Origin of the sequence: Pseudomonas wadenswilerensis (assembly GCF_900497695.1) — a bacterium.
GTDB lineage: Bacteria > Pseudomonadota > Gammaproteobacteria > Pseudomonadales > Pseudomonadaceae > Aquipseudomonas > Aquipseudomonas wadenswilerensis.
Genome location: NZ_UIDD01000010.1, coordinates 329,474 through 355,474, shown reverse-complemented (window position 1 = coordinate 355,474; position 26,001 = coordinate 329,474). Strand labels below are relative to the sequence as shown.

Annotated in this window: 23 protein-coding genes; 18 read left to right on the top strand and 5 right to left on the bottom strand. The window is 61.3% G+C overall.

The genetic code is table 11. The features are described from left to right. Positions 1-116: 116 nt before the first annotated feature. From bkdR to CCOS864_RS20445, 3 genes are all read left to right on the top strand, one after another. A complete protein-coding gene (gene bkdR / locus CCOS864_RS20455; RefSeq protein ID WP_045189126.1) occupies positions 117-602 on the top strand; it encodes a Bkd operon transcriptional regulator BkdR in 486 nt (161 codons plus the stop codon). 217 nt (positions 603-819) lie between these two features. Continuing rightward, a complete protein-coding gene (locus CCOS864_RS20450; protein WP_208644391.1) occupies positions 820-2,061 on the top strand; it encodes a glutamine synthetase family protein in 1,242 nt (413 codons plus the stop codon). Between the two features lie 171 nt (positions 2,062-2,232). Beyond that, complete coding sequence (locus CCOS864_RS20445; RefSeq protein WP_115088504.1) at positions 2,233-3,570, top strand: MFS transporter; 1,338 nt, start codon at positions 2,233-2,235, stop codon at positions 3,568-3,570. A 101-nt stretch (positions 3,571-3,671) separates the two neighbouring features. Here the strand turns inward: CCOS864_RS20445 and CCOS864_RS20440 are convergent, their stop codons facing one another. The 4 genes from CCOS864_RS20440 to flgA all read right to left on the bottom strand — a co-directional run bounded on the left by CCOS864_RS20440 (position 3,672) and on the right by flgA (position 6,248). Next, positions 3,672-4,415: a flagellar brake protein gene (locus tag CCOS864_RS20440; protein ID WP_115088108.1), complete on the bottom strand. Its 744-nt coding sequence runs from the start codon at positions 4,413-4,415 to the stop codon at positions 3,672-3,674. Between the two features lie 81 nt (positions 4,416-4,496). Next, on the bottom strand, positions 4,497-4,964 hold the full coding sequence (locus CCOS864_RS20435; RefSeq protein WP_115088107.1) for a flagella synthesis protein FlgN: 468 nt from the start codon (positions 4,962-4,964) through the stop codon (positions 4,497-4,499). Positions 4,965-5,009: 45 nt separating this feature from the next. After that, positions 5,010-5,327, bottom strand: coding sequence for a flagellar biosynthesis anti-sigma factor FlgM (gene flgM / locus CCOS864_RS20430; RefSeq protein ID WP_115088106.1), 318 nt, complete (start codon positions 5,325-5,327; stop codon positions 5,010-5,012). 168 nt (positions 5,328-5,495) lie between these two features. Next, positions 5,496-6,248 (bottom strand): flagellar basal body P-ring formation chaperone FlgA, encoded by a 753-nt coding sequence (flgA, locus tag CCOS864_RS20425; protein ID WP_115088105.1) that lies wholly within the window; start codon positions 6,246-6,248, stop codon positions 5,496-5,498. A 69-nt stretch (positions 6,249-6,317) separates the two neighbouring features. Here flgA and CCOS864_RS20420 point away from each other — a divergent pair, with 69 nt between their 5' ends. Next, a complete protein-coding gene (locus tag CCOS864_RS20420) occupies positions 6,318-7,247 on the top strand; it encodes a chemotaxis protein CheV (protein ID WP_115088104.1) in 930 nt (309 codons plus the stop codon). 52 nt (positions 7,248-7,299) lie between these two features. After that, positions 7,300-8,127 carry a protein-glutamate O-methyltransferase CheR gene (cheR, locus tag CCOS864_RS20415; protein WP_115088103.1) on the top strand — a complete coding sequence of 276 codons (828 nt, stop codon included), beginning with the start codon at positions 7,300-7,302 and terminating at the stop codon, positions 8,125-8,127. 70 nt (positions 8,128-8,197) lie between these two features. On the opposite strand, the gene CCOS864_RS20410 is transcribed toward cheR, so the two are convergent. Next, positions 8,198-10,378, bottom strand: coding sequence for an autotransporter family protein (locus CCOS864_RS20410; RefSeq protein ID WP_115088102.1), 2,181 nt, complete (start codon positions 10,376-10,378; stop codon positions 8,198-8,200). A gap of 251 nt (positions 10,379-10,629) precedes the next feature. On the opposite strand from CCOS864_RS20410, the gene flgB reads away from it, so the two are divergent. From flgB to CCOS864_RS20345, 13 genes are all read left to right on the top strand, one after another. Further along, entirely contained in the window at positions 10,630-11,037 is a 408-nt protein-coding gene (gene flgB, locus CCOS864_RS20405; protein WP_115088101.1) for a flagellar basal body rod protein FlgB, read from the top strand. A 3-nt stretch (positions 11,038-11,040) separates the two neighbouring features. After that, positions 11,041-11,484 (top strand): flagellar basal body rod protein FlgC, encoded by a 444-nt coding sequence (flgC, locus tag CCOS864_RS20400; protein ID WP_010224960.1) that lies wholly within the window; start codon positions 11,041-11,043, stop codon positions 11,482-11,484. Positions 11,485-11,499: 15 nt separating this feature from the next. Further along, positions 11,500-12,243 (top strand): flagellar hook assembly protein FlgD, encoded by a 744-nt coding sequence (gene flgD / locus CCOS864_RS20395; RefSeq protein WP_115088100.1) that lies wholly within the window; start codon positions 11,500-11,502, stop codon positions 12,241-12,243. A gap of 30 nt (positions 12,244-12,273) precedes the next feature. After that, the gene (gene flgE / locus CCOS864_RS20390; RefSeq protein WP_115088099.1) at positions 12,274-13,599 is read left to right on the top strand and encodes a flagellar hook protein FlgE; all 1,326 of its coding nucleotides are present in this window, start codon (positions 12,274-12,276) and stop codon (positions 13,597-13,599) included. A 72-nt stretch (positions 13,600-13,671) separates the two neighbouring features. After that, positions 13,672-13,860: a hypothetical protein gene (locus tag CCOS864_RS20385; RefSeq protein WP_415842460.1), complete on the top strand. Its 189-nt coding sequence runs from the start codon at positions 13,672-13,674 to the stop codon at positions 13,858-13,860. A gap of 189 nt (positions 13,861-14,049) precedes the next feature. Then, positions 14,050-14,790: a flagellar basal body rod protein FlgF gene (locus CCOS864_RS20380; protein WP_115088098.1), complete on the top strand. Its 741-nt coding sequence runs from the start codon at positions 14,050-14,052 to the stop codon at positions 14,788-14,790. Between the two features lie 45 nt (positions 14,791-14,835). Next, positions 14,836-15,621: a flagellar basal-body rod protein FlgG gene (gene flgG, locus CCOS864_RS20375; RefSeq protein WP_115088097.1), complete on the top strand. Its 786-nt coding sequence runs from the start codon at positions 14,836-14,838 to the stop codon at positions 15,619-15,621. A 54-nt stretch (positions 15,622-15,675) separates the two neighbouring features. Continuing rightward, positions 15,676-16,371: a flagellar basal body L-ring protein FlgH gene (gene flgH / locus CCOS864_RS20370; protein ID WP_115088096.1), complete on the top strand. Its 696-nt coding sequence runs from the start codon at positions 15,676-15,678 to the stop codon at positions 16,369-16,371. Between the two features lie 12 nt (positions 16,372-16,383). Further along, positions 16,384-17,493 carry a flagellar basal body P-ring protein FlgI gene (locus CCOS864_RS20365; protein WP_010224970.1) on the top strand — a complete coding sequence of 370 codons (1,110 nt, stop codon included), beginning with the start codon at positions 16,384-16,386 and terminating at the stop codon, positions 17,491-17,493. 10 nt (positions 17,494-17,503) lie between these two features. Further along, a complete protein-coding gene (flgJ, locus tag CCOS864_RS20360; protein WP_115088095.1) occupies positions 17,504-18,703 on the top strand; it encodes a flagellar assembly peptidoglycan hydrolase FlgJ in 1,200 nt (399 codons plus the stop codon). A gap of 10 nt (positions 18,704-18,713) precedes the next feature. After that, positions 18,714-20,762, top strand: coding sequence for a flagellar hook-associated protein FlgK (gene flgK, locus CCOS864_RS20355; RefSeq protein WP_115088094.1), 2,049 nt, complete (start codon positions 18,714-18,716; stop codon positions 20,760-20,762). 13 nt (positions 20,763-20,775) lie between these two features. Further along, entirely contained in the window at positions 20,776-22,350 is a 1,575-nt protein-coding gene (locus CCOS864_RS20350; protein ID WP_115088093.1) for a flagellar hook-associated protein 3, read from the top strand. A 72-nt stretch (positions 22,351-22,422) separates the two neighbouring features. Then, positions 22,423-25,989 carry a glycosyltransferase gene (locus tag CCOS864_RS20345; RefSeq protein WP_115088092.1) on the top strand — a complete coding sequence of 1,189 codons (3,567 nt, stop codon included), beginning with the start codon at positions 22,423-22,425 and terminating at the stop codon, positions 25,987-25,989. The last annotated feature ends 12 nt before the right edge of the window (positions 25,990-26,001 follow it).

Genomic DNA, 26,001 nt, shown 5'->3' with positions numbered 1-26,001 from the left:
TCTTGTCCTACATGATATTCCGGCGCCTGAAGAATATTTTTCTCAAGTTCGTTGCCTTTGCTTCGGCTTGCGGATAAACATTCCTTATAAAGACAAAAAACAGGTGATTTTCTCTCATGCGTAAACTGGATCGTACGGATATCGGCATTCTCAACAGCCTCCAGGAAAATGCCCGGATCACCAACGCCGAGCTGGCGCGCTCGGTGAACCTCTCGCCGACACCTTGCTTCAACCGGGTCAAGGCCATGGAAGAACTCGGGGTGATTCGCCAGCAGGTGACCTTGCTGGCGCCGGAGGTGCTGGGCCTGGATGTGAATGTGTTCATCCATGTCAGCCTGGAGAAGCAGGTCGAGCAATCTCTGCATCGTTTCGAGGAGGAAATTGCCGAGCGCCCGGAGGTCATGGAGTGTTACCTGATGACCGGCGACCCTGATTACTTGTTGCGCGTATTGCTGCCGAGCATCCAGGCCCTGGAGCGCTTTCTCGACTACCTGACGCGCTTGCCGGGGGTGGCCAATATCCGTTCGAGTTTTGCCCTGAAACAGGTGCGCTATAAAACCGCGCTGCCGCTGCCGGCCAATGGCCTGACCCTGCCAGGCTAGGCTGTGTAGAAAATTACGTTCACATCGTCCGTTTGGCGCTTGAAATTTCGAACGCCCGGTGCCTATGTTGTAACCGTCGCCGTTCCCGGCATGCGAAAACAACAAGGATAGAGTCATGACGACCAATGGCCAAAACTCACTCGCCGAGCGATTGACGGGCATTGATGAGATCGAGTGCATTACCCCGGACCTCAATGGAGTGCCGCGGGGCAAGGTGATGACCGCTGAAGGCTTTCTCGAAGGCCGCCGCCTGCAGATGGCCCGCGGCGTCCTGCTGCAATGCATCATGGGCGGTTACCCGGCGGCGCGCTTCTATGGCAGCGACGATGGCGACCTGGCGCTGGTGGCCGACCCGCAGCACATCTATCGCCTGCCCTGGAGTGATGAGCCGCGGGCCCTGGCGATTTGCGATGCGGTCGAGCTCAACGGCGAAAGCTCTGGACTGTCCAGTCGCGGCCTGCTCAAGGCGGTAATCGCTCGTTACGCCGCCCGTGGCCTGGCGCCGGTGGTGGCGACCGAGCTTGAGTTCTTTGTCTTCGCCCCCAACAGCGATCCCAACCAGCCGTTCCTGCCGCCGCTGGGCAAGGACGGTCGTCGTGAAGAGGGCCATTCGGCGTTCAGCGTCAGCTCCAACAATGGCCTGCGTCCGTTCTTCGCTGAGGTCTATCGCTGCATGGCCGCCCTGGGTCTGCCGCGCGATACTTTCATGCACGAGATGGGCGTCAGCCAGTTCGAGATCAACCTGCTGCACGGCGACCCGCTGCTGCTGGCCGACCAGACCCTGCTGTTCAAGCACCTGCTCAAGGAAGTTGCGCTCAAGCATGGCCTGACCGTGGTGTGCATGGCCAAGCCGTTGGCGCACACGCCGGGTAGCTCCATGCACATTCATCAGAGCGTGGTGGAGGTGGATGGCGGGCGTAATGTCTTCAGCGATGCCGAGGGCAAGCCGACGCCGACCTTCTATCACTTCATCGGCGGCCAGCAGGCCTGCATGGCGGATTTCACTGCCCTGTTCGCGCCGAACGTGAACTCCTACCAGCGCCTCTGCCACCCCTACGCCTCGCCCAACAATGCCTGCTGGTCCGAAGACAACCGCGCGGCCGGCTTGCGTATTCCGGCCAGCTCACCCGTGGCGCGACGGGTCGAGAACCGTCTGCCAGGCGCTGATACCAACCCGTACCTGGCGATTGCCGCAAGCCTGGCGGCCGGCCTGTACGGTATCGAACAGCAGCTTGCACCGGCGCCAGCAATCCAGGGCGAATTCGCGGTGCCGGATCATTTGAGCCTGCCATGTACCTTGCATGCGGCATTGGAGCGTCTGAAGCGTAGCGAGCTGGCGCGGGAACTGTTCGGCAAGGAGTTCATCGAAGGTTACATCGCCACCAAGACCCTGGAGTTGACCAGTTTCTTCGATGAGATCACCCCGTGGGAGCGTCGCGTACTGGCAGCTCAGGCGTAACCCGCGAGGCGTTTTTGACGCAGTGCTCGGACAATTCAAAAGCAGGTAGCAGACATTCTTCGATAAGCGTCTGCCACCTGTTTTTTTATGCCAGCCGCCTGCAACACGGTTTTTTTCACTTATGCTTTCAAGCAGTTTTTCCACCAGCTCAAGGAGCCGTTCGGGACGCTGATGCGACAGATCTGGAAGTCTTTTCGCGCGCTGTATTTCGCTGCGCTGATGATGTTGATCGGCTCCGGCTTGTTGAGTACCTACCTGGCCTTGCGCCTGGCGGCCGACCACGTCGACAGCCTCTGGGTCGGTGCGCTGATGGCCGCCAACTATTTCGGCCTGGCCCTGGGCGGCAAGATCGGCCACCGGCTGATTGCCCGGGTCGGGCATATCCGTGCCTATGCCACCTGCGCCGGGATCGTCGGCGCGGCGGTGCTCGGCCATGGCCTGGTCAGCTGGCTGCCGGCCTGGGTGGTGCTGCGGATCATCGTTGGTCTCGGCATGATGTGCCAATACATGGTCATTGAAAGCTGGCTCAACGAGCAGGCCGATGCCAAGCAGCGGGGCGCGGTGTTCAGCGGCTACATGATCGCTTCGTACCTGGGCCTGGTGCTCGGTCAGTTGATCCTGGTGGTGCATCCGCAACTGGGTCTTGAATTGCTGATGCTGGTGGCCATGTGCTTTGCCCTGTGCCTGGTGCCGGTGGCGCTCACTCGCCGGATTCACCCGGCGCCGCTCAGACCTGCGCCGATGGAGCCGCGCTTCTTTATCAAGCGTGTGCCGCAGTCGCTGAGTACGGTGCTCGGTGCCGGGCTCATTGTCGGTTCCTTCTATGGCCTGGCGCCTTTGTATGCGGCCAAGCAGGGGCTGAGTACCGAGCAGGTGGGTCTGTTCATGGGGTGCTGCATTTTCGCCGGGCTGCTGGTGCAGTGGCCGCTGGGTTGGTTGTCGGACCGCTACGACCGCGCGGTGCTGATTCGCAGCGTTGCGGTGGGCCTGGCGATTGTCGCCTTGCCGCTGGCGATCATGCCGGCCGTGCCGTTGGAGGTGCTGTTTGTCGCGGGCTTTGCGGTGTCGCTGCTGCAGTTCTGTTTGTACCCGCTGGCGGTGGCGTTTTCCAACGACCACGTCGAGGGCGAGCGACGGGTTTCGCTGACGGCAATGCTGCTGGTGACCTATGGCGTGGGGGCGAGCATCGGGCCATTGGTGGCCGGGGTGATGATGAAGCTGCTGGGCAACCAGATGCTCTATGCCTTCTTCGTATTTTTTGCTCTGGTGCTGGTCTGGCGGATTCGGCCGAAAGCGGTTACCGGTTTGCACCAGGTCGACGATGCGCCGCTGCATCACGTGGCAATGCCGGCGGCAGGCTCGCCCTTGTCGGCAGCACTGGACCCACGGGTTGACGAGCAGGTGGTGCAGGATCAGATGCAGACGCCGGTGGCAGCCGAGGATACCGAGGCGGAGGAGGGGGCTGAAGCTGAGGTTGTGGCTGAAGAGGTCAAACCGACGCAGGTGTGATGGAGTGGTCGGGGCCGCGTTGCGGCCCATCGCCGGCAAGGCCGGCTCCCACGTATGCAGCGCACCTGTGGGAGCTGGCGTTGCCAGCGATGGGTTGCGACTCAGTAATCGTCTTTATCGAACCGCCGCGCTTCACGCTGCAGCTGATACACAAAGGTTTCTACCTTGCGCTGCATCTGCCCGTTGAGGTTGTGAAAGCGTACGCCGGCAAAAGTGGCATTGATACGCTCTTCGAAATGCAGATGGCGCAGCTCGACCTCGACCTGGGACAACCCCAGTGGTGCGCCGGTGGCGAACTTTTCGTAGACCTGGCCCAGTTGCAGGCGCTCTTCGACATTGCCTTCAAAGCGCAACTTGCAGCCAGTGGCGGAAATATCCAGCAGCTTGCCGCGCAAGGTGCCATTGCCCTTGAGCTTGTCGCCGTCGAGTGCCACATCCACCAGTTGGGTAAGCTTCAGCGCCGCGCGAAACGCATTGCGGCGCTGATGGTAGGCGACCTCGGTCGGCAGGGTGCCGCGGTAGCAGCGATGGCCGTCGGCTTCGACGATGCTCAGCGGGGTGTTGCACTCCCAGGCAATGCGCACGCCATCATGAAAGCCTTCAACGCGAAACGGTTCGCCATTTTGCAGGTAGCGTTCGCCGTCGCGAGGGATCATTTCATCAAGGGCCAGGCGGTTGCCTTCGCGGTCGACTTCAACGACATAGCTTTGAAAGCGCTGGCTGCGTTCGTGGAAGGTGATGATCAGCGGGTCATGGCTCTCTAGCAGCGACCGCAAGTTGGCGGCAATTTCCAAAGGGGTGGTGAGCACCTTCGGAGGCTGCGGAGCTTCTGCTTCATTGAACACGGTTAATCATTCTCCAGGCAAAATCGTCACACGCAAGTTACGGCATTTTGCCAGTATGTTCCGTGCCTTGATACAGGGGAATCAAGCCTGGCTCAGCGCCCGTGGCTTGGCGAGGGGAGAGGTGGCCCCACGGCTGTCGTAGAGCGACGGCGCTTCGCCGCCCATGAGGATTCTGATCTGGTTGGCGGTGGTGCTTTGCTGGAGCTGGATCGAGCGGCCATTGCGCTCGTTGACTGCCTGGCAGTCAGCCAGCAGTTGGCCCAGTACATCCAGTTGCTGCAACAGCAACTCGCCGAAGGATGACTCGCTGGTCAGTTGGGCGACGCCCTCGCGGTCCTGGGACAGGCCCAGGCCTGCAAGCAGCTCACTACGCTGGCGGCCATGCTGATCGAGGAGGATCACCAGCGACTGCTTGCGCGCCAGAATGTTTTCCAGCAGCGGCATGTCGCGGCCGTGCAGGGCTACATTCTCGGTCTGCAGTAATTCGAGCAGTTCTTGCGCTGGAGCAATATCGTTTTCGATCAGTTGCAGCAGAGTAGTGTCGTGCATGGCTGGCTCTTTGGTTCAAGCGTCCTGAAGTCAGCGCGCCGGGGGCTAGCGCTGGGCTTCGAAATTAAGCAGTTTGCTGGCGACGCGGTTGCTGTCGACCTGGTAGCTGCCGTCGGCGATAGCCTGTTTCAACTCGGCCACCCGGGCGCTGTTGACAATCGGCTGGTCGCGCAGCTTGTCGCTGACCTTTTGCAACTGCTGGGCCTCGTGGCTGAGGTGTACGGTTTCCCCGCTGGCGCTGTTCTCAACGACGCTGCCAGCCTTGGCCGAAGCGGTGCTGGCGGTGCTTTCCTGGCTGCTGCCGGTACGCACGCCGCCCGCAACGGACGGGGAGTTATTCAAACGACTGAAGTCGATGACCATGATCAGAAAACCTCTGGGTATTTGGACGCTTGCCTTGTTTTCGGCCGACCCGAAAGAAACTTTAGGCGCAAATGCTCAATGGCGTGCGCGGCCGGTTCGGGGCATCCAATGGGACACAGTTTAGGAAAAGCAGTTCCTGATCGCCAGCATTGTTGTTGATTCAAGTACCTACATGGCCACTTCCACCTGGCCCGGCCCGGTGACCCTGGCCTTGACCACCCGCTTGGAGTTGAGGTTGCGTACCCGGATCTGTTCGCTCAGGCCGCCCTTGCTCAACGCTTCGCCGGGCATGCGCACGGCCAGGCTGCCGCTGCGGGCGGTTATCACCACCTGGTCACCCTTGCGCACCACCTCGGCCTGTTCCAGATGCTGGGGGGTAAGGACCTGATCCATGACCGTTGGTCGGATAACCTTGAGCCCTACCGCCTGGTCGAGGCTGCCGAGAAAACCCTGGTTGAGCATGCCCACGTCGCGTTCACGCAGGGCCACGTCCTGTTCGCCGACGATGCTGTCGCGCTTGAGCGGGCGAACCACGGTCACCACATTGCGAAACAGACGTACCTGGGCGGGCACGAACACCGTCCACGGTGAACTGCCGTCGCAACGAACCCGCACGGTGACGCGGCCCATCGGCTGCGCCGGGCTCTCCAGCGCGGCGCCCAACTGCTGGTCGCACAGCGGCATGCGCAGGCGCGGATCGAGGTTGTTGACCTGGATCTCGTAGCGGCCTTCGGTCTGGCTGGTGGCCAGGTAATCTTCTACGGTGAATTCAAGAAACCCCTGGGTGACACCGATAAGCTGTTCAGGCAAGGTGAAAGCGTCAGCCAGAGTTCGAGCGCCAGGGGCCAGAAGGCACAGCGCAGCAAGGAAGCCGGGCAGGTGGCGGGTCAGGCGTCGGAAAAATGTCGTTTTCATGTTCATACGATTAAAAAAAGCAAAGCGCGTGCCGACTGGGTACGAAGCTCGAAGCGTTTGGTGAAGGAGTCTGGCATGGCTGGTGTAATGGATTCGGTGAACCAGCGCACGCAACTGGTAGGGCAGAACCGCCTGGAGCTGCTGTTGTTCCGTCTCAATGGCGAGCAGCTCTATGGCATCAACGTGTTCAAGGTGCGGGAAGTGCTGCAATGCCCGAACCTGACCATAATGCCCAAGTCCAGCCCCGTCGTGCGCGGTGTCGCGAATATTCGTGGGGCAACCATCCCGATCCTCGATCTGGCGATGGCGACCGGAATGCCCGGTCTGAGTGAAGAAACCAGCAAGAGTTTCGTCATCATCACCGAGTACAACACCAAGACCCAGGGGTTTTTGGTGCATTCGGTGGAGCGCATCGTCAACATGAACTGGGAGGAGATCCATCCGCCACCCAAGGGCACCGGGCGCGATCACTACCTGACGGCGGTGACCCGGGTCGACAACAAGATGGTCGAGATCATCGACGTGGAGAAAATCCTCGCCGAAGTGGCACCGACCTCCGAGGCGATTTCCGCCGGTGTGGTGGATGCCGAGGTACAGGACAAGGCGGTGATGCTGCGGGTGCTGACAGTCGATGACTCGTCGGTGGCGCGCAAGCAGGTCAGCCGTTGCCTGCAGACCGTCGGCGTCGAGGTGGTGGCGCTCAACGACGGCCGTCAGGCGCTCGACTACCTGCGCAAGCTGGTCGACGAGGGCAAACGGCCGGAAGAAGAGTTCCTGATGATGATCTCCGACATCGAGATGCCGGAGATGGACGGCTACACCCTGACGGCCGAGATCCGCAGCGACCCGCGCATGCAAAAGTTGCACATCATCCTGCATACTTCGCTTTCCGGGGTGTTCAACCAGGCGATGGTCAAGAAGGTCGGTGCCGATGACTTCCTGGCCAAGTTCCGCCCGGACGACCTCGCCCAGCGCGTTGTTGATCGGATCAAGGCCACGCACTAACGGCCAGGGGCGTTCGCTCCTGGCGGTACATACGATTTAAGAGGCGGCATCATTGTCTACGGGTAATTTGGATTTCGAACAGTTCCGGGTCTTCCTGGAAAAAGCCTGTGGCATCCTGCTGGGCGAAAATAAGCAATACCTGGTCTCCAGCCGTCTCAACAAGCTGATGGAGCAGCAGGGCATCAAGTCCCTGGGCGAACTGGTGCAGCGTATCCAGAGCCAGCCGCGCAGTGGTTTGCGCGAGCAGGTGGTCGATGCCATGACCACCAACGAGACCCTCTGGTTTCGCGACACCTATCCATTCGAGGTGCTGAAGAACAAGGTGTTGCCCGAGCAGATCAAGGCCAACCCCGGGCAGCGCCTGCGCATCTGGTCGGCGGCCTGCTCGTCGGGGCAGGAGCCGTACTCGATCTCCATGGCTATCGACGAGTTCGAGCGCAGCAACATTGGCCAGTTGAAGATGGGTGCGCAGATCGTTGCCACCGACCTGTCCGGCTCGATGCTGAACAACTGCAAGACCGGCGAATACGACAGCCTGGCGATTGCCCGCGGCCTGTCCCAGGAGCGCCTGCAACGTTACTTCGACGTCAAGGCGCCGGGGCGCTGGGCGGTCAAGGCGCCGATTCGCAGCCGTGTCGAGTTCCGCTCGTTCAACCTGCTCGACAGCTATGCGAGCCTGGGCAAGTTCGACATCGTGTTCTGCCGCAACGTGCTGATCTACTTCTCGGCCCAGGTCAAGAAGGACATCCTGCTGCGCATTCACGGCACGCTCAAGCCGGGCGGATACCTGTTCCTGGGCGCGTCCGAAGCGCTCAACGGTTTGCCGGATCATTACCAGATGGTCCAGTGCAGCCCGGGGATCATTTACCAGGCCAAGTAAGCGACGGTTCATGCATGCAGCAAGGCCGGCATCGCCATCATTGGGTGCCGGCCTTGTTTGTGTCTGCAGGTCAGAATTGATAGCGCAGGGTGGCTGATAGCAAATTGGCGTCGAAGCCGGACTTGCCGTAGTAGTCGTAATCGAGTCCCAGGCTGGCTGCGCCAAGGTGGTAGTCAACGCCGATGCCAGCTTCGTAGCTGTCCCGGGCGACAGCTGCGCCATGACTGGCAAAGGTGCTGCTGCCCAGTGCGAAGCTGGATGTGGTGCGTGCCTGGTCAGCGGCGAAATCATGGTAGGCCATCAGGCGGGCGTGGGGTTCGAGTGTTCCGCTGCCGACTGCGTGGCGGCTGGCGGCGCGCAGGCCGGCACCCAGTTCGATGGCTTCGTATCGTTGGTCGTCGACCTTCAGTGCCGCGGCGGACCCTTTCTCGCGATAGCTGTCGAGCGTGACCAGGCTGTAACGGGCCGCCAGGCGCGGCTCGACCAGCACGTGCGGAGTAATGCGGTAGGTGTAGCCAGCTGTCAGGTTCAAGCCCAGCAGGTCGCTGTCGTAATCGGCTTTGGCGCGGCTGCCGGCGATGTCTCGCTTGCTCTGGTTGCTGTTCAGGCCATAGGTCAGGCTGGCGTCGACAAAGTAGTTGTCCTGGGTGAAGCCGCCGTACAGGGTGAAAGCTTGGCTGTCGACTTCGCTGGCGTTGCGATTGCTGCCGTTCAAGGTGGTGGTGATGTAGCTGTAGGTCAGGCCGGCTGTCAGTTGCTCGTTGATCCTGGTGTCGGCACCAATGGCAATGCCTCGGCTGTAGGCGTTGTAACCCTGGATGCTGTCACGGCGGCTTTGTGCGGCATCGTTGTACAGGCCTTGTATCCATAGCCCGGATGGCTGTGAGTCCTGCTCGCGCAGTTGAGCGCTGCGCCGGTTGGCTGCCTCGCTGTTCAGGCGCTGGCTGGTCATTGCTGCCTGGGTGGCGCCGCCATTGATCTCTGGGGGCAGTTGGCTGGCCAGTTGGGCCAGTTCGCGCTCGTCGCTGTTGGCGAATGCCTGCAGTAACGGGTTGCTGGCCTCGAGAGTTGCCAGCACTCGGTCGCTGGTAAAAGCGTTGAGTGCTGCGCGTGTGTTGCTGGTGGCGCCTTGGCGCAGCAACATCTGGTCGATCGCGTCCTGGCCTTTGCCGGTGACCGTTGCCTGGATGCTGTGCTCGTCGAAACTGTAACTGTCGACGCTCAGCAGGGCGGAACTGCTGACAACGTCCAGGGTGTTGTTGGCAATGCTCAACTGGTCGGCGCGCAGCAGAATATAGCGGCTGCCCTGGGCGCTGAAGTCGCTGCCGGTGGCCGTGAGGCTGATCTGGCTGTTGGCGCCGAAGGCGGCGGTTTCACTGACGTCCAGTATCGGGGTATCCGGCCGGGTAGTGCTGCTCAGGGTCAAACTGAGTGATGAGCCCTGGTTGATGGCCAGGTTGCCGTCAAGGGTGGTATGGGCTGATTGCAGTTGCAGGTTGCCGGTGCGCTCGAGAAAGCCCGAGCCGACAGATAGCCAACCCTTTGCTCCGAAGAGTCCTGGTTTGTTGACCTCGATGAGGCTGCCATCAACGCGCACATCACCCAGTACCTGGATGTTGCTCAGGCCTTTGAGGTTGCCGCGCACGCTGCTTTGATCATTCAGCGTGACATTGACCTGTCGATCCGTTGCGCTCGCATCGATGGCATTGCCGGTCGCAAACAGGCTGCCGGTGTTGATGAGGGTCAAGGGTTGCCGGTCCCGGTCGGGGCCCCAGACCGGGTCGTCCGTTGCTACGTTGACGCTTGCATCGACTATTGCAATGGCGGTCTGGGTGGCGCGGATGGTGCCATTGTTGATGATCTGATTGTCTTGATGAAACGCTACGCCATCGATCAGTAGGCCGGTTGCACCCTCGCCGCTGGCGTCCAGGGTGCCCTGGTTGATGAATCTGTCGAGTTGCAGGGGCGCGTTGCCATCGCCTGCCAGGCGCATGGCTACTGTGTCAGGGCCGATAACCTGGATGCTGCTCTGGTTTATCAGGTTGCCCTGGAGATTGCCGCCGCTCAGGTTCACGCCTGTCATGCCGGGCCCTGTCGTATGGACTGCACCGGTCAGCTCGAGGTTTTCAGTGCTGGTCAGGCGGGTCGCGGTAAAGCCTTGTTCCGCCAGTGCTAGGGTCTGTGCCTGGGCGGGCAGGGCGCTGGTGACAGCCAGCGCCAGGACGGATCGGTTGAGCAGTGAGCGTGGCACGCGTTTCTTCCTTGAGAGGCGTTTGCAGTGCTGCCGATATTAAACAAGTGGTTCGTGCTTGGGTAAGGTTCGCTAGTGTCGCAGTGCCAGCGATTGCCGCTTTGCTGACACCCGGCGGAAATCCTTTGCCGCTTTTCTGGCATTGCCGCCACCGGCAAACTCCTCAAAGCCCCGTATTTACGGGGTTTTGTTTTTTGGCATGGCTCTTGCTCTAGCTCAGTCAACGAAAAACCTTCGAAGGTTTCCCCGACATGAGCATCAGCTTCGACAAAGCGCTCGGCATCCACGAAAAGGCATTGGGCTTTCGCGCCCAGCGTGCCGAGGTGCTGGCCAACAACATCGCCAACGCCGATACGCCCAACTACAAGGCGCGCGACATGGACTTCGCTTCGGTTCTGGCGGCCCAGGCCGAGCAGACCAGCAAGGGTCATTTCGCGCTGGATCGTACCAACGCCCGGCACATCGAGGCCGAAGGCCTGAGCATGGGCGACGAGTCCTTGCAGTACCGCACGCCGATGCAGCCGTCGATCGATCAGAACACCGTCGATGCCCAGCTCGAACAGTCGAGCTACGCGGAAAACGCCGTGGGCTTCCAGGCCAGCTTCACGCTGCTCAACAGTAAATTCAAAGGGCTGATATCGGCCCTGCGCGGAGAGTAAGTCATGTCCCTCGCCAGTGTCTTCAACATTGCCGGTAGCGGCATGAGCGCCCAGACCACGCGTCTGAACACCGTCGCTTCGAACATCGCCAACGCCGAGACCGTCTCGTCGAGCATCGACCAGACCTACCGTGCCCGTCACCCGGTATTTGCCACCACCTTCCAGCAGGCCCAGGCCGGTGTCAGCCAGTCGCTGTTCCAGGACCAGGATGCTGCCGGCCAAGGCGTGCAGGTGCTCGGCGTGGTCGAGGATCAGAGCAATCTCGAGGCGCGCTACGAGCCGAACCATCCGGCAGCGAACAAGGACGGCTACGTCTACTACCCGAACGTCAACGTGGTGGAAGAGATGGCTGACATGATCTCCGCCAGCCGCTCGTTCCAGACCAATGCCGAGCTGATGAACACGGCCAAAACCATGATGCAGAAGGTCCTGACCCTGGGTCAGTGATAAGGGACGAAGCCAATGGCAAGCGTTAACGATCCAACAGCCGGCGTAAGCCTGAACGACGTCATCAAGGCGTCGGGCAAGAAGAACAGCGAAACCAGTGCCAACAGTGCCGCCGGTATCGCCTCGGCCACCAACAGCAAGACCGGCGCCAACAAGCAGGCGCTTGGCAAGGACGCGTTCCTGCAGTTGCTGGTGACCCAGATGCAGCACCAGAACCCGCTCGATCCGCAGGACAACAGCGAGTTCGTGGCCCAGTTGGCGCAGTTCAGCAGCCTGGAAGGCATCACCTCGCTGAACGAGTCGGTGACCGCGATTTCCGGCAACTACAAGTCTTCGCAGGCACTGCAGGCCTCGTCGCTGGTCGGTCGCTCGGTGGTTGCCCAGACCGACAAGGCCGTGGTCGATACCACCAAGAGCCTCAACGGTTCGGTGGTGGTTCCGCAGGCGGTCAGCAATGCCACCGTCACCATTACCGACAAGGATGGCAAGTTGGTCAAGACCATCGACATGGGGGCGCAGAAGGCCGGCAATGCCTCTTTCGTCTGGGACGGTACCAACGACAAGGGCGAGAAGGTCGATCCGGGTACCTACACCTTTGCCGCCAAGACCACCGTCGATGGCAAGCAGCTGGACATGTACACCATGCTGCCGGCCACCGTCAGCAGCGTCACCATCAGTCAGACTGGCGGCGAGATGATGCTCAATCTTGCCGGCCTGGGCAGCATCGCCCTGTCCAAAGTCCAAACCATCGGTATATAGAGCCGGCTAACGCGGCACAAGGAGTGAAAGATGTCATTCAATATCGGCCTTAGCGGTCTCTATGCAGCCAACAAGCAACTGGACGTGACCGGCAACAACATCGCCAACGTCGCCACCACCGGTTTCAAATCGTCGCGCGCGGAATTCGCCGACGTCTACTCGGCCAACAAGCTGGGCGTTGGCACCAGCAACATCGGTAACGGTGTGCGCCTGGCAGCGGTATCGCAGCAGTTCAAGAACGGTGAAATCAACAACACCGGCAACGTGCTGGATATGGGCATCCAGGGTCAGGGCTTCTTCGTGCTGAGCGACAACGGCTCGCTCAGCTACACCCGCGCCGGTGCCTTCCAGACCAACAAGGACAACTACGTCGTCACTGCTGACGGCCTGCGCCTGCGCGGCTACGGTGTCGATGAAAACGGCAAGATCATCAACGGCGTGCTGACCGACCTGAAGATCGATACCTCGGCGCTGGCGCCCAAGAGCACCACTTCGATCGACCAGGGGTTGAACCTGAACTCGTCGGACAAGATCATCCCGGCGGCCACCACTTTCAGCCCGACTGACGAAAACAGCTGGAACAAGACCTTCGCCACCAAGATCTACGACAGCCAGGGTAATGAGCACGTCATGGATCAGTACTACGTCAAGACCGGGACCAATACCTGGAAGTCGTACACCCTGATCGATGGCCGCAACCCTCTGAACCCGGCCGAAGAGCCACCAAAGGCGCTGGAAGGCACCATCGAGTTCAACTCCGACGGTAGCGTCAAGACCATGACTGCCGGTGCCGCGGGCTCGGGTTACGAGGTGGTCAACAAGGTCTTCAAGTTGACCGGCTGGATCCCTGCCGAAGTGACCAATCCGAATGCCAAGCCTCCGGTCTGGGGTAGCAACGGTTCGGCCGCCAACGCTGGCGGCATCGCCATCGACATGACCGACACCACCTCGTACAACACCCCGACCACGCGTCTGTCGCAAAGCCAGGACGGTTACGCTACCGGGATTCTGTCAAGCCTGAGCATCGACTCCAGCGGCGTGATGTTCGCAAGCTTCAGCAACCAGCAGTCGCGCGCCATCGGCCAGGTCGCCATCGCCAGCTTCGCCAACGAGCAGGGCCTGCAACCTATGGGTGGCACCCGCTGGACCGAAACCTACGCGTCGGGTATTCCGGGTATCGATGCGCCGAAGACCGGCACCCTGGGCGCTATCGCTTCCAACTCGCTGGAAGACTCCAACGTCAACCTGACCAACGAGCTGGTCGAGCTGATCAAGGCGCAGAGCAACTACCAGGCCAACGCCAAGACCATCTCGACCCAGAGCACCATCATGCAGACCATCATTCAGATGACCTGATGCGGGTGTGAGGTAATCGGTGTGAGCGGACCCCTTTCTCGGAAGGGGTCTTGCATTTCAGAGGTATCGATCATGTTGCAACGATTGCTGATGGCGCTGTTCGCCGTGCTGTTGATGAGCCAGGCCTGGGCTGATGCCGCGCCCTGGTATCGCTGGGAAAGCCAGGTCACCGGGCGCCTGGTGTGCGCACAGTTTGCGCCGGGCGAGGGCTGGAAGCGTTTTGCCGGTCCGTTCAATAACGCGGCTTGCCGCGACCACTGAGCTTGCCGCTAGCGGCAAACCGGCGCCGTATTTTCGACGGCGCATCTTCTGCGTGAGATCTCGCGCGCGCTTGAACCCCTTGTCTTTCGGGCGTTTTCCGCCTTTTTCAAAAGTTGGTTTGAAACTTGCTTCAGGCTCTGCAAAGCAGCGGCGGACGGCAAGTGTTCGCCAGCGCAGCGGAGGATGACTGTGGACAAGATGCTATACGTGGCCATGACCGGCGCCAGCCAGAACGCGCTGGCGCAGAAGGCCCATGCCAACAACCTGGCGAACATTTCCACCAGCGGTTTTCAGCGTGACCTGGAGCAGGCGCGCTCGATGCCGGTATTCGGTGACAGCTTTCCGGCGCGGGCCTATGCCATGACCGAGCGCCCGGCCACTGATTTCAGCCCGGGCTCGATGCAGGAAACCGGCCGTGACCTGGACATCGCCATCGGCGGCGACGGCTTCATCGCCGTGCAGGCCCCGGATGGCAGTGAAGCCTATGTGCGCACCGCCAGCCTGAACATTGACGGTCTGGGTGTGCTGCGGGCCGGCAACGGTATGCCGGTGATGGGCAATGGCGGGCCGATTGCCGTGCCGCCAGAGCAGAAGGTCGAGGTTGGCCAGGACGGCACCATCAGCATCCGCGCCATGGGCGAGGGCCCGCGGGTCATGGCCGAGGTCGACCGGATCAAACTGGTCAACCCGGACCTGAAGAACATGACCAAGGGCCTGGACGGCTTGATCCACACCAAGAACGGCCAGCCTGCCGTCGCCGATGCCAACGTCCAGGTGGTCTCCGGTTTCCTGGAGTCGAGCAACGTCAATGCGGTCGAGGAAATGACCTCGGTGCTGGCGCTGTCCCGTCAATTCGAATTGCACATCAAGATGATGACCACGGCCAAGGAAGGCGACGAAGCCATGGCTCGTGTTTTGCAAATCGGCTAATAACACAGACGTAGCGCCGTAAAACAGGCGCGCGAGGAGAACAGCATGCTTCCGGCTCTTTGGGTCAGTAAAACCGGTTTGTCCGCCCAGGACACCAACTTGACCACCATTTCCAACAACCTGGCCAACGTTTCGACCACCGGCTTCAAACGTGATCGCGCCGAGTTCCAGGACTTGCTCTATCAGATCAAGCGTCAGCCAGGTGCCCAGTCGACCCAGGACAGCGAACTGCCGTCGGGCCTGCAAGTGGGTACCGGTGTGCGCATCGTCGGCACCCAGAAGAACTTCAGTACCGGTAGCCTGCAGACCACCGAGAACCCGTTGGACATGGCGGTCAACGGTCGTGGTTTCTTCCAGATCCTGCAGCCTGATGGCACTGTTTCGTACAGCCGTGACGGTACCTTCCACCTGAACTCCGATGGCCAGATCGTCACCGCCAACGGTTTTGCCCTGGAGCCCGCGATCGTCGTGCCGCCAGACGCGCAGACGTTCACCGTCGGCCAGGACGGCACCGTGTCGATCACCACTGCCGGCAACCCGGCGGCGCAGATCATCGGCAACATCCAGACCGCCGACTTCATCAACCCGGCCGGCCTGCAGGCCATGGGCAGCAACCTGTTCCTGGAGACCGCCGCCAGCGGCGCGCCGCAAATCGGTACCCCGGGCCTCAACGGTTTTGGCGTGGTACAGCAGCAGACCCTGGAGAACTCCAACGTCAGCACCGTGGAAGAGCTGGTCAACATGATCACCACCCAGCGTGCCTACGAAATGAACTCCAAGGTCATTTCCACCGCTGACCAGATGCTCTCGTACGTTACCCAGAACCTGTAAGTGAAGTCTTCGAGGTCGCTTGAACGGCGCCTGTTACACCGTGAGGTCAGAGTCATGAGTCGTTTGTTTTGCATACTAGCCCTGAGTGGGATCGCCTTGCTGGCCGGTTGCGTCGCGCCGACGCCCAAGCCCAACGATCCCTACTACGCGCCGGTATTGCCGCGCACGCCATTGCCGGCGGCGGCCAACAACGGCTCGATCTACCAGGCCGGTTTCGACCAGAACCTGTACAGCGATCGCAAGGCTTTCAGGGTCGGTGACATCATCACCATCACCCTCAACGAGCGCACCCAGGCGAGCAAGAACGCCAACTCGCAGATCGCCAAGAACAGCAAGGCCGAACTCGGCCTGACCTCGTTGTTCGGCAGCAGCGTGACCACCAACAACCCGTTCGGTGATGGCGACCTCAGCCTCAGCGCCGGCTACAGCGGCGACCGCTCAACCAAGGGTGACAGCAAGGCGGCCCAGGGCAACACCCTGACCGGCTCGATCACCGTCACCGTTGCCGACGTGCTGCCCAACGGCATCATTGCCGTGCGCGGCGAGAAGTGGCTGACCCTCAACACCGGCGATGAGCTGGTGCGTATCGCCGGGATGATCCGTGCCGATGACATCGCCACCGACAACACCGTGCCTTCAACCCGTGTCGCCGATGCACGCATCACCTACTCGGGTACCGGCTCGTTCGCCGATGCCAGCCAGCCGGGTTGGCTCGACCGGTTCTTCATCAGCCCGCTTTGGCCTTTCTAGGTTCGGATGACCATGTTCAACTTCAAGCAGCTGATTGCCGCTACGATTCTGCTGTCCACTGCGTTCGCCGTGCAGGCCGAGCGTCTGAAGGACATCGCCAGCATTTCCGGCGTGCGCACCAACCAGCTGATCGGCTACGGCCTGGTGGTGGGGCTCAACGGTACGGGTGACCAGACCACCCAGACGCCGTTCACCCTGCAGACCTTCAACAACATGCTCTCGCAGTTCGGCATCAAGGTGCCGCCGGGGTCGGGCAACGTGCAGCTGAAAAACGTTGCCGCGGTGTCGGTGCATGCCGACCTGCCGGCGTTCGCCAAGCCGGGTCAGGTGGTGGACATCACCGTCTCGTCGATCGGTAACTCCAAGAGCCTGCGCGGCGGCAGCCTGCTGATGACACCGCTCAAGGGTATCGATGGCAACGTTTATGCCATCGCCCAGGGCAACCTGGTGGTGGGCGGTTTCGATGCCGAGGGCCGCGACGGTTCGAAGATCACCGTCAACGTGCCATCGGCCGGTCGTATTCCGGGCGGCGCCTCGGTCGAGCGCGCCGTACCCAGCGGATTCAACCAGGGCAACAGCCTGACCCTGAACCTCAATCGCCCGGACTTCACCACTGCCAAGCGCATCGTCGACAAGGTCAACGAACTGCTCGGCCCGGGTGTAGCCCAGGCCCTGGATGGGGGGTCGGTGCGGGTCACTGCGCCGCTCGATCCAAGCCAGCGGGTCGACTACCTGTCGATCCTCGAGAACCTCGAGATCGATCCGGGCCAGGCCGTGGCCAAGGTCATCATCAACTCGCGTACCGGCACTATCGTCATCGGCCAGAACGTCAAGGTGTCGCCAGCGGCGGTCACTCACGGCAGCCTGACCGTGACCATCACCGAAGACCCGATCGTCAGCCAGCCGGGGCCGTTCTCCAATGGTGAAACCGCCGTGGTGCCGCGCTCGCGGGTCAATGCCGAGCAGGAAGCCAAGCCGATGTTCAAGTTCGGCCCGGGTACCACCCTGGATGAAATCGTCCGTGCGGTAAACCAGGTGGGTGCTGCACCCGGTGACCTGATGGCGATCCTTGAAGCCCTGAAACAGGCCGGCGCCTTGCAAGCCGACCTGATCGTGATCTGAGGGGCTGGCCATGGATATGCCGAAAAGCGCATTCAATGCCGCCGATACCGGGGCTTACACCGACCTCAATCGTCTGAACTCGCTGAAGGTCGGCGATCGCGACAGCGACGCCAACCTGCGCAAGGTGGCCCAGGAATTCGAGTCGTTGTTCCTCAACGAGATGCTCAAGTCGATGCGCTCGGCCAGCGACGTGCTGGCCAAGGACAACCCGCTCAATACCGAGACCACCAAGCAGTACCAGCAGATGTACGACCAGCAGCTGGCGGTGAGCATGTCCCGCGAGGGCGGCGGTATCGGTCTGCAGGAAGTGCTGATGCGCCAGTTGTCCAAGCAGAAGGCCAGCGCCGCGACCAACAACAGCCCGTTCCCGCGGGTGGACACCCAGCAGCGTCCATTGTGGGCGGCCAAGGTGGCCGAGCCTGTGCGCAGCGAAGAAACCGCCGTCACCCGCAACGATATGGCAGCGCTCAACTCGCGTCGCCTGGCCCTGCCGGGCAAGCTGACCGATCGCCTGCTGGCCGGCATCGTACCGTCGGCCGGCGCCGCTGCGGCCACCACCAACACCGCAGCCTTGCCGCAGCGCACCACGGCCATGACCGATGCCGTGGTCAAAGGCGACTGGCAGTCGGCGCAGAGCTTTGCCGCGCCGGGCTCGATGCGCATCTATGGTCGCGCCGTGGCCCAGCCGCCGCTGGCACCGGCCAAGCGTGCGTTCGGTTCTTCCGATGAATTCGTCGCCACCATGTTGCCGATGGCCGAGCAGGCCGCCAAGCGCATCGGTATCGATCCGCGCTACCTGGTGGCCCAGGCGGCGCTGGAAACCGGCTGGGGCAAGTCGGTCATGCGTCAGGCCGATGGCAGCAGCAGCCACAACCTGTTCGGCATCAAGGCCACCGGCAACTGGCAGGGCGGCCAGGCGCGAGCGATCACCAGCGAGTTCCGTGACGGTCAGTTCGTCAAGGAGACCGCGGCGTTCCGCTCCTACGATTCCTACCAGGACAGCTTCCATGATCTGGTCAGCCTGCTACAGAACAACGCGCGCTATAAAGAAGCGGTCAAGGCTGCCGATAAACCGGAACAGTTTGTACGCGAGCTGCAGAAAGCCGGTTACGCAACCGACCCGGATTACGCGAGCAAGATTTCGCAGATCGCCAAACAGATGAAATCGTACGAAAGCTACGCAGCGATTGGCACTACAACGAAACTATAAGGTTTGAACCATGGCGAGTTTGATCAACATCGGGATGTCGGGGCTCAACGCCAACCAGGCGGGCCTGCACACCACGGGTAACAACATTGCCAATGCCGATGTTGCCGGTTATTCGCGCCAGCAGAACGTGCAGCGGGCCAATGGCGCGCAGCAGGTCGGCCACGTCTTCATCGGTACCGGCACCACCCTCTCCGATGTGCGCCGGGTGTACAACGCCTACCTTGAAAGCCAGCTGCGTACCACCACCTCGCTGAGCAGCGATGCCGCCTCGTACCTGAAGCAGGTCGGGCCGATCGACCAGATGCTGTCGGGCGCCGATACCGGCATCACCGGCGCCTTGAAGAGCTTCTTCAGTGCCTTGCAGAGTTCTGCTGCCAAGCCTAATGAAGATGCGTCGCGCCAGTTGCTGCTGACCAGTGCGCAATCGCTGAGCAAGCGCTTCAACACCATCGCCAACCAGCTCAACGAGCAGAATAACAACATCAATGGCAACCTCGCTTCGATGGCCGACCAGGTCAACAAGCTGACGGCAACCATTGCCCAGTACAACGATCAGATCTCCAGGGTAGCGGTGGTGCAGGGCACTCCGAACGACCTGTTCGATCAACGCAACGAAGCAGTGCGTCAGCTCTCCGAGCTGGTCGGTACCCAGGTGGTCGAGCGCGAAGGCAACCTCGATATCTACCTGGAAAACGGTCAGCCGCTGGTGTTGGGTAAAACCACCAACAACCTGGAGACTGCACCGAGCAAGACCGACCCGACCCGTTTCGTCGTGCAGCTCAATCGTGGCAGCACCACCATGGACGTCACTTCCAGCCTCAAGGGCGGCGAGATCGGCGGCCTGCTGCGCTATCGCAGCGAAGTCCTGGACCCGTCGCTGAACGAGCTGGGGCGCGTGGCCCTGGTCATGGCCGATCGCATCAACAGCCAGCTGGCCCAGGGCATCGACAAGAACGGCGAGTTCGGTGCGGCCCTGTTCAACAACATCAACAGCCCCGAGCTGATCAGTCAGCGCAGCATCGCCCAGGCGGGCAACAGCGCAGGCTCCGGCAACCTCGATGTGACCATCAAGGACACCGGCAAGCTGAGCACCAGCAACTACCAGGTGACCTTCACCAGTGCCACCGGCTACAGCGTCAAGAAGCTGCCGGAAGGCAGCATGGTCGGTTCCTATGATCTCAACGACGATCCGGCGCCGGTCATCGACGGTTTCAGCCTCAACCTCAATGGCGGTGCGGTGAAGGCCGGTGACACCTTCAAGATCACCCCGACGCGCAATGCCGCGACCAACCTGGACACCGTCCTTACCGATCCCAAGCGCCTGGCGCTGGCATCGCCGCTGACTTCCACCAGCGGTGCCGGCAACAAGGGCACCGGGATCATCGGCCAGCCAAACCTGACGTCGACCCTGGACATCTACGATCCGGCCCAGCGCCTGGACCTGCAGAACGGCCTGAAGTATTCGACCCCGGTCAAGCTGGTGTTCGGTGACGAAAAGGTCAACCCGCAAACCTACAAGCTGCTCGATGCCAAGGGTGGCACGCTGGGTACCGGCACCATTATTCCGGGCCAGGAAAACAAACTGCAGTTCTCGGTGCCGATGGTCGACTCCACCGGCGCAGCGATCAATGATGCCAACGGCAACCAGAAATCCTTCACCTTCGACATGAGCGTGTCGGGCGCGCCCAAGGAAGGTGACAGCTACACCGTCGGCATGACCGGCTCGGGTTCGGACAATAATCGCAACGGCCAGGCGGTGATCGACCTGCAGACCAAGGGTACCGTCGAAGTCGGCGCCAATGGCAAAGGCATCAGCCTGACCGACGCTTACGGCAAGCTGGTGGAAAACGTCGGCGGCAAGACCGCCCAGGCGCAGATGGATGTCGACTCTACCGGCGCTCTGCATGAGTCGGCCAGGGCCTCGCGCGATTCGCTGTCGGGCGTGCAGCTCGATGAAGAGGCCGGCAACCTGATCAAGTTCCAGCAGTACTACACGGCCTCGTCGCAAATCATCAAAGCGGCGCAGGAAATCTTCTCCACGCTGATCAACGCCCTTTAAGGAGTGGTAGACCGTGCGTATTTCTACTTCCCAGTTCTACGAAACCAGCTCCGCGAACTATCAGCGCAACTTCTCCAATGTGGTGAAGACCGGTCAGCAGGCCAGCGATAACATTCGCGTACGTACTGCCGCCGATGATCCGGTGGGCGCTGCGCGCCTGTTGCAACTGCAGCAGCAGAGCAACCTGATCGACCAGTACGATGGCAACATCACCAACGTGCGCAACAGTCTGGGTACCTCCGAATCGACCCTCAACGGCATCACCAATATCCTGGCGCGGGTCAAGGAACTGACCATCAGTGCCGGCAGCGGTGGCTACACCGACGCCGACCGCAAGGCCGATGCCCAGGAGCTGACCCAGCTCGAAGAGCAGCTCTACAGCCTGATGAACAGCCGTGACGAGAACGGCAAGTACCTGTTCTCCGGCTCGCGTGGCGACACCCCGCCATACGTGCGTAACGCCGATGGGACCTACACCTACCAGGGCGACCAGAGTACCCTGAGCCTTCAGGTGGGTGACATGCTCACCATGGCCTCCAACGAGAGTGGCTACAGTGTGTTCGAACAGGCGCTGAACACCAGCCGCAGCCAGACCAAGCTAACTTCGCCGTTAGTGGATGACGGCCGGGTCAGCCTGTCCAATGGCCAGGTCTCGGGCAGCACCCAGTACAACGATCGCTTCCGTGGCGGTGAGCCGTACACCATCACCTTCACCAGCAGCACGCAGTTCAAGATCACCGATGCGGCCAACAACGACGTGACTCTGGAGGCTACCGGCGAGGGCAAGTTCGATCCGAGCAAACCGGGTGGCGTGACCTTCCGTGGTGTCGAGATGGCCCTCGATATCAACCTGAGCGACGCCGACAAGCCAAACGCTGATGCGCTGATCGCCGGCCATACCTTTTCACTCGGCTCCAAGCCAGATGAAGTCAGCGGTTCGCGTAGCCCTGGCAATACCTCGTCGTCGCAAATCACGGGCGCCAGTATCAGCGACTCGACGGCCTACAACAACGCCTTCCCCGGTGGTGGCGCAGTCATCAAGTTCACCAGTGCTTCCGCCTATGAAGTCTATGCCCAGCCCATGGGGCCAGACGCGCGCCCGGTTGCCACTGGCACGCTGACCGGTACCCCGGCAACCAAGGCCAAGATTGCCGGTGTCGATTTCGATTTCTCGGCACCGCCAGCTGCTGGCGATCAGTTTTCGGTCAAGGTCGATAACCATCAGACCCAGAACATCCTCGATACCATCTCCGAGTTCCGCAAGGCACTGGAGCTGCCGGTGGACAAGGATCTGGCATCACGGCAGAAGTATCAGGGTGCCTTGCAATCGGCAATCGGTAACCTGGAAAGCGGTGCCAACAAGGTCGCCGAGGCGATCAGCTCGATCGGTGCCCGCGGTGCCGCCCTGGATGTCCAGGCCGACACCAACGAAAGCCTGAAGATGGCCAACACCAAGACCCAGAGTTCGATTCGCGACGCTGACCCGGCCGAGGTGCTGACTCGCCTCAGCCTGCAACAGACCATGCTGCAAGCATCGCAATTGGCGTTCACCAAAATCTCCTCGCTGAGCCTATTCAATCGGCTCTGATAGATCTTCGCACAACATCACCGGGTGATGCCCCTGTCGGCATCACCCGGAATCCTCTCCAGGCCTACCACTATGATCGAACAGCCCCTCGTCAGCATCGCCATTCCTGCCTTCAACCCCGAGTTCTTCAGCCGCGCGCTGCTCAGTGCCATCTCCCAGGGTTATGCCAACCTCGAGGTCATCGTTTGCGACGACAGCCAGGGTGATGAGATCAAGGCCATTTTCGATGAGAGAGCCGGGCAAGCGAGCTGCGAGCTGCGCTATTCGCGCAACCCCTCGACCCTGGGGTTTGCCGGCAACCTGCTGCAATGCCTGGAGCAATCCCGGGGCGACTTCATCAAGTTTCTCTGTGACGACGACTGGTTGATCGATGGCTGCATCGAGCAGCAGTCGCGGATCATGGCCGATTGCCCCGAGGTCAACATGGTGGTCAATCACCGGCTGATCTGTGCGGCGGACGAGACACTCTTGCCGCCGCGGCCGGACAACTGCCTAATCGCCCCCTGCAGCGCGATCCTCAATGGTGGCGATATGCTTGATGCGGTCAGCAGCAAGGTTCCCAACCTGTTTGGCGGCATCAGTCATATGCTCATGCGCCGGGCCCCGGTGGAACAATACCTGCCGCCGTTGGTGCAGCAGGGCGCCGGGTTCGTTGCACGCCTGGATATGGCGCTGTACATGTGCCTGTTGCGGCGCGGGCACCTGGTCTATCTGTCCAACATGCTCAGTATCGAGCGGGTTCACGCCGGCCGTCTGAGCCATCAGGCCGGCATGACCCTGGCACACAAGACCGAGAGCGAATGGTTGCTTCAAATGCTCGCCGCCAATACCGGTGAAGCGCCGCCGGCTACCGGCTGGATTCGCTACGTGCCGCTTGAGGATTTCCAGCCAGGCGAGGCGCTGGAGTGGGACGAATATGAGCTGACCCGCTTGTACGCCGGGCAGATGGGCCACTATCAGCAGCAAGTCGGCACCCGGAGCCTGAGCTTTACCGAGCTCTACGCCGAGTGGCTTGAGTGTCGCACCTTGTCGCCCGCGCAGGTCAGCCTGCTGCCCAAGCGTATTGAACAATGGCCACGACAGCCGCGCATCGTTGCTGTGGTGTTCGATCCGCAGGGCGAGGCAATGCCCCTGAAGTCGACACTCGACAGCCTGGCTGCCCAATCCTATGCGGCGCATCAGGTCTGGGTGCTTGGCACTCGGGAGCAGCCTGGGAGCGAAGCCGGTGTCGAGCACATCACCCTGCGCGGCAACGGTTTTGACCAGCTCAATGCGCGGATCGCCAGGGCCGACTCGGCAGACTGGGTGTTGCTCCTGCGCGCCGGTGATCGCCTGCATCCCCACGCCCTGGTGATCATGGCCGAGCGCCTGGCCTTGCACGCCAACAGATTGTGCCTGTACACCGATGAAGGCAGTGACGATAACCTGCAGGTTGGCCAGCCAATCTTCAAGCCCGACTTCAACCTCGACCTGATGCGCAGTTTTCCCTACGTCGGTCGGATGCTCGCCTTTGAGCGTACCCGGCTGCTGGAGCTGGGCGGCTTTACGGCTGACTATGATGTACTGGCGCCTCAGGACCTGCTCTGGCGGATGGTTGAAAGCCATGGCTTGCAGGTGGTCGAACACGTCGCCGAACTGCTGGTGCAATGTCAGTACAACTATTCCAGCTGGCAGTCGGAGCCGGCCTGCGTGGCCCAGGCACCCCGCGTATTGCAGGCGCACCTGCAGCGCCTGGGTATCGAGGCCGAACTGGTATCGGCGCAGAACAGCATGTTGACCCGGGTGCTGTACCAGCACGCTGATACGCCCGCGGTATCGATCATTATCGTGGCCGGGCAAGACCTGCAGGCGCTTCGGCGCTGTGTTGAATCGATTTTCGAACACACCGCTTACCGCAACTATGAAGTACTGATCGCCATCAAGGGTGACGAGCCTCAGGACCTGCAGTCCTGGCTTGCTGCGATGCGGCAACTGGGCAGCGATCAGTTGCGCATTGTCCAGGCCGAGGACAGCGCCGGGCAGCAACTGATCAACCAGGCCGCCGAGCAGGCGCGAGGCAGCTATCTGTTGCTCGTCGACCCTGGCTGCCTGATGTTCGATGCCCAGTGGCTGAGCGAATTGATGCGCCAGGGCCAGCGTCCGGAAGTCGGCATTGTCGGTCCGAAGATGTGCAGCAGCGTCGGCATGGTGGTCAATGCCGGGCTGCTGCTGGGTGTGCATGGCCTGGCGGGAAGCCCGTTCTACGGTCAGCCGGTCGACGCCGGTGGTTACATGAACCGCTTGCTCGCGGTGCAGAACCTCAGCGCTGTCAGCGCCCATTGCCTGCTGGTGCGGCGCGACCTGTTCGATGCGCTGGGTGGCCTGGATGTCCAGGCATTCAGCGTTGAATTGCTCGACGCCGATTTCTGCCTGCGTGCGCGTGAGCAGGGTTACCTGGTGGTCTGGACACCGTTTTCGATGGTGGCGCGCCTGCCAGTCGAGCAGGTTGTCGACACCAAGGCGATAGAGCGGGACCAACGCGCCTTCTACCAGCGCTGGCTGCCCCTGGTCGCCAACGATCCGGCCTACAACCGCAACCTTAGCCTGAAGCTGTCCAGCTACAACCTGGAACCGGGCTTGCGCAGTGGTTGGGACCCGTTCATCAGCCGGCCATTGCCCTATGTGCTGGCTTTGCCGGTCAACACCACGGCGGTTGGGCATTACCGGGTGGTGCAGCCATTTACCGAGCTGGAGCGGGCCGGCTGGATCCAGGGCCAACTGGATTACGCGACGCCAAACACCATCGAAATGGAGCGTTGCAAGCCGGACTCGATCATCCTGCAGTGCCGTTATATGGCCAGTACCATTCGGGATATCGAGCGGGTCAAAACCTTTTCCAATGCGCGGCGAATCTACGAGATCGACGACTACATTATCGACGTGCCGAAAAAGAATGCGCACAGCCGTAACATGCCGCAGAACATGCGCGAACTGGTGAGCCGCGGCATTTCCCTGTGCGACCGCGTGGTGGTGTCGACCCAGCCGCTGGCCGATGCGCTGTCGAGCATGCACGACGATATCCGGGTGGTGCCGAACATGCTGGCAATGCACATGTGGAGCGACCTCAAGAGTCATCGGCAAACCACCCTCAAGCCGCGTGTCGGCTGGGCCGGGGGCACCAGCCATCAAGGTGACCTGGAGCTGCTGGCCGAGGTGGTCCGGGAGCTGGCCGACGAGGTCGACTGGGTGTTCTTTGGCATGTGCCCGGAGGTGCTCAGGCCCTACGTCAAGGAGTACCACACGGGCATTGCCATGTCGCTCTATCCGCAGAAGCTGGCGAGCCTGAACCTCGACCTGGCGCTGGCACCGCTCGAATCCAACCTGTTCAACGACTGCAAGAGCAACCTGCGCCTGCTCGAATATGGCGCGTGCGGATTCCCGGTGGTGTGTGCCGATACCAAGGCTTACCAGGGCTACCTGCCTTGCACGCGGGTGGCGGGCAACTCGACGCAGGCCTGGCTAGAGGCGATCCGCATGCATCTGGACGATCCCCAGGCCAGTTATCGCCAGGGCGATGCCCTGCGCGAAGTGGTGTTGCGCGACTTCATGCTGACACCCGACAAGCTTCAGCACTGGGCTAACGCCTGGTTGGCCGATTAACAACAGTGGCCG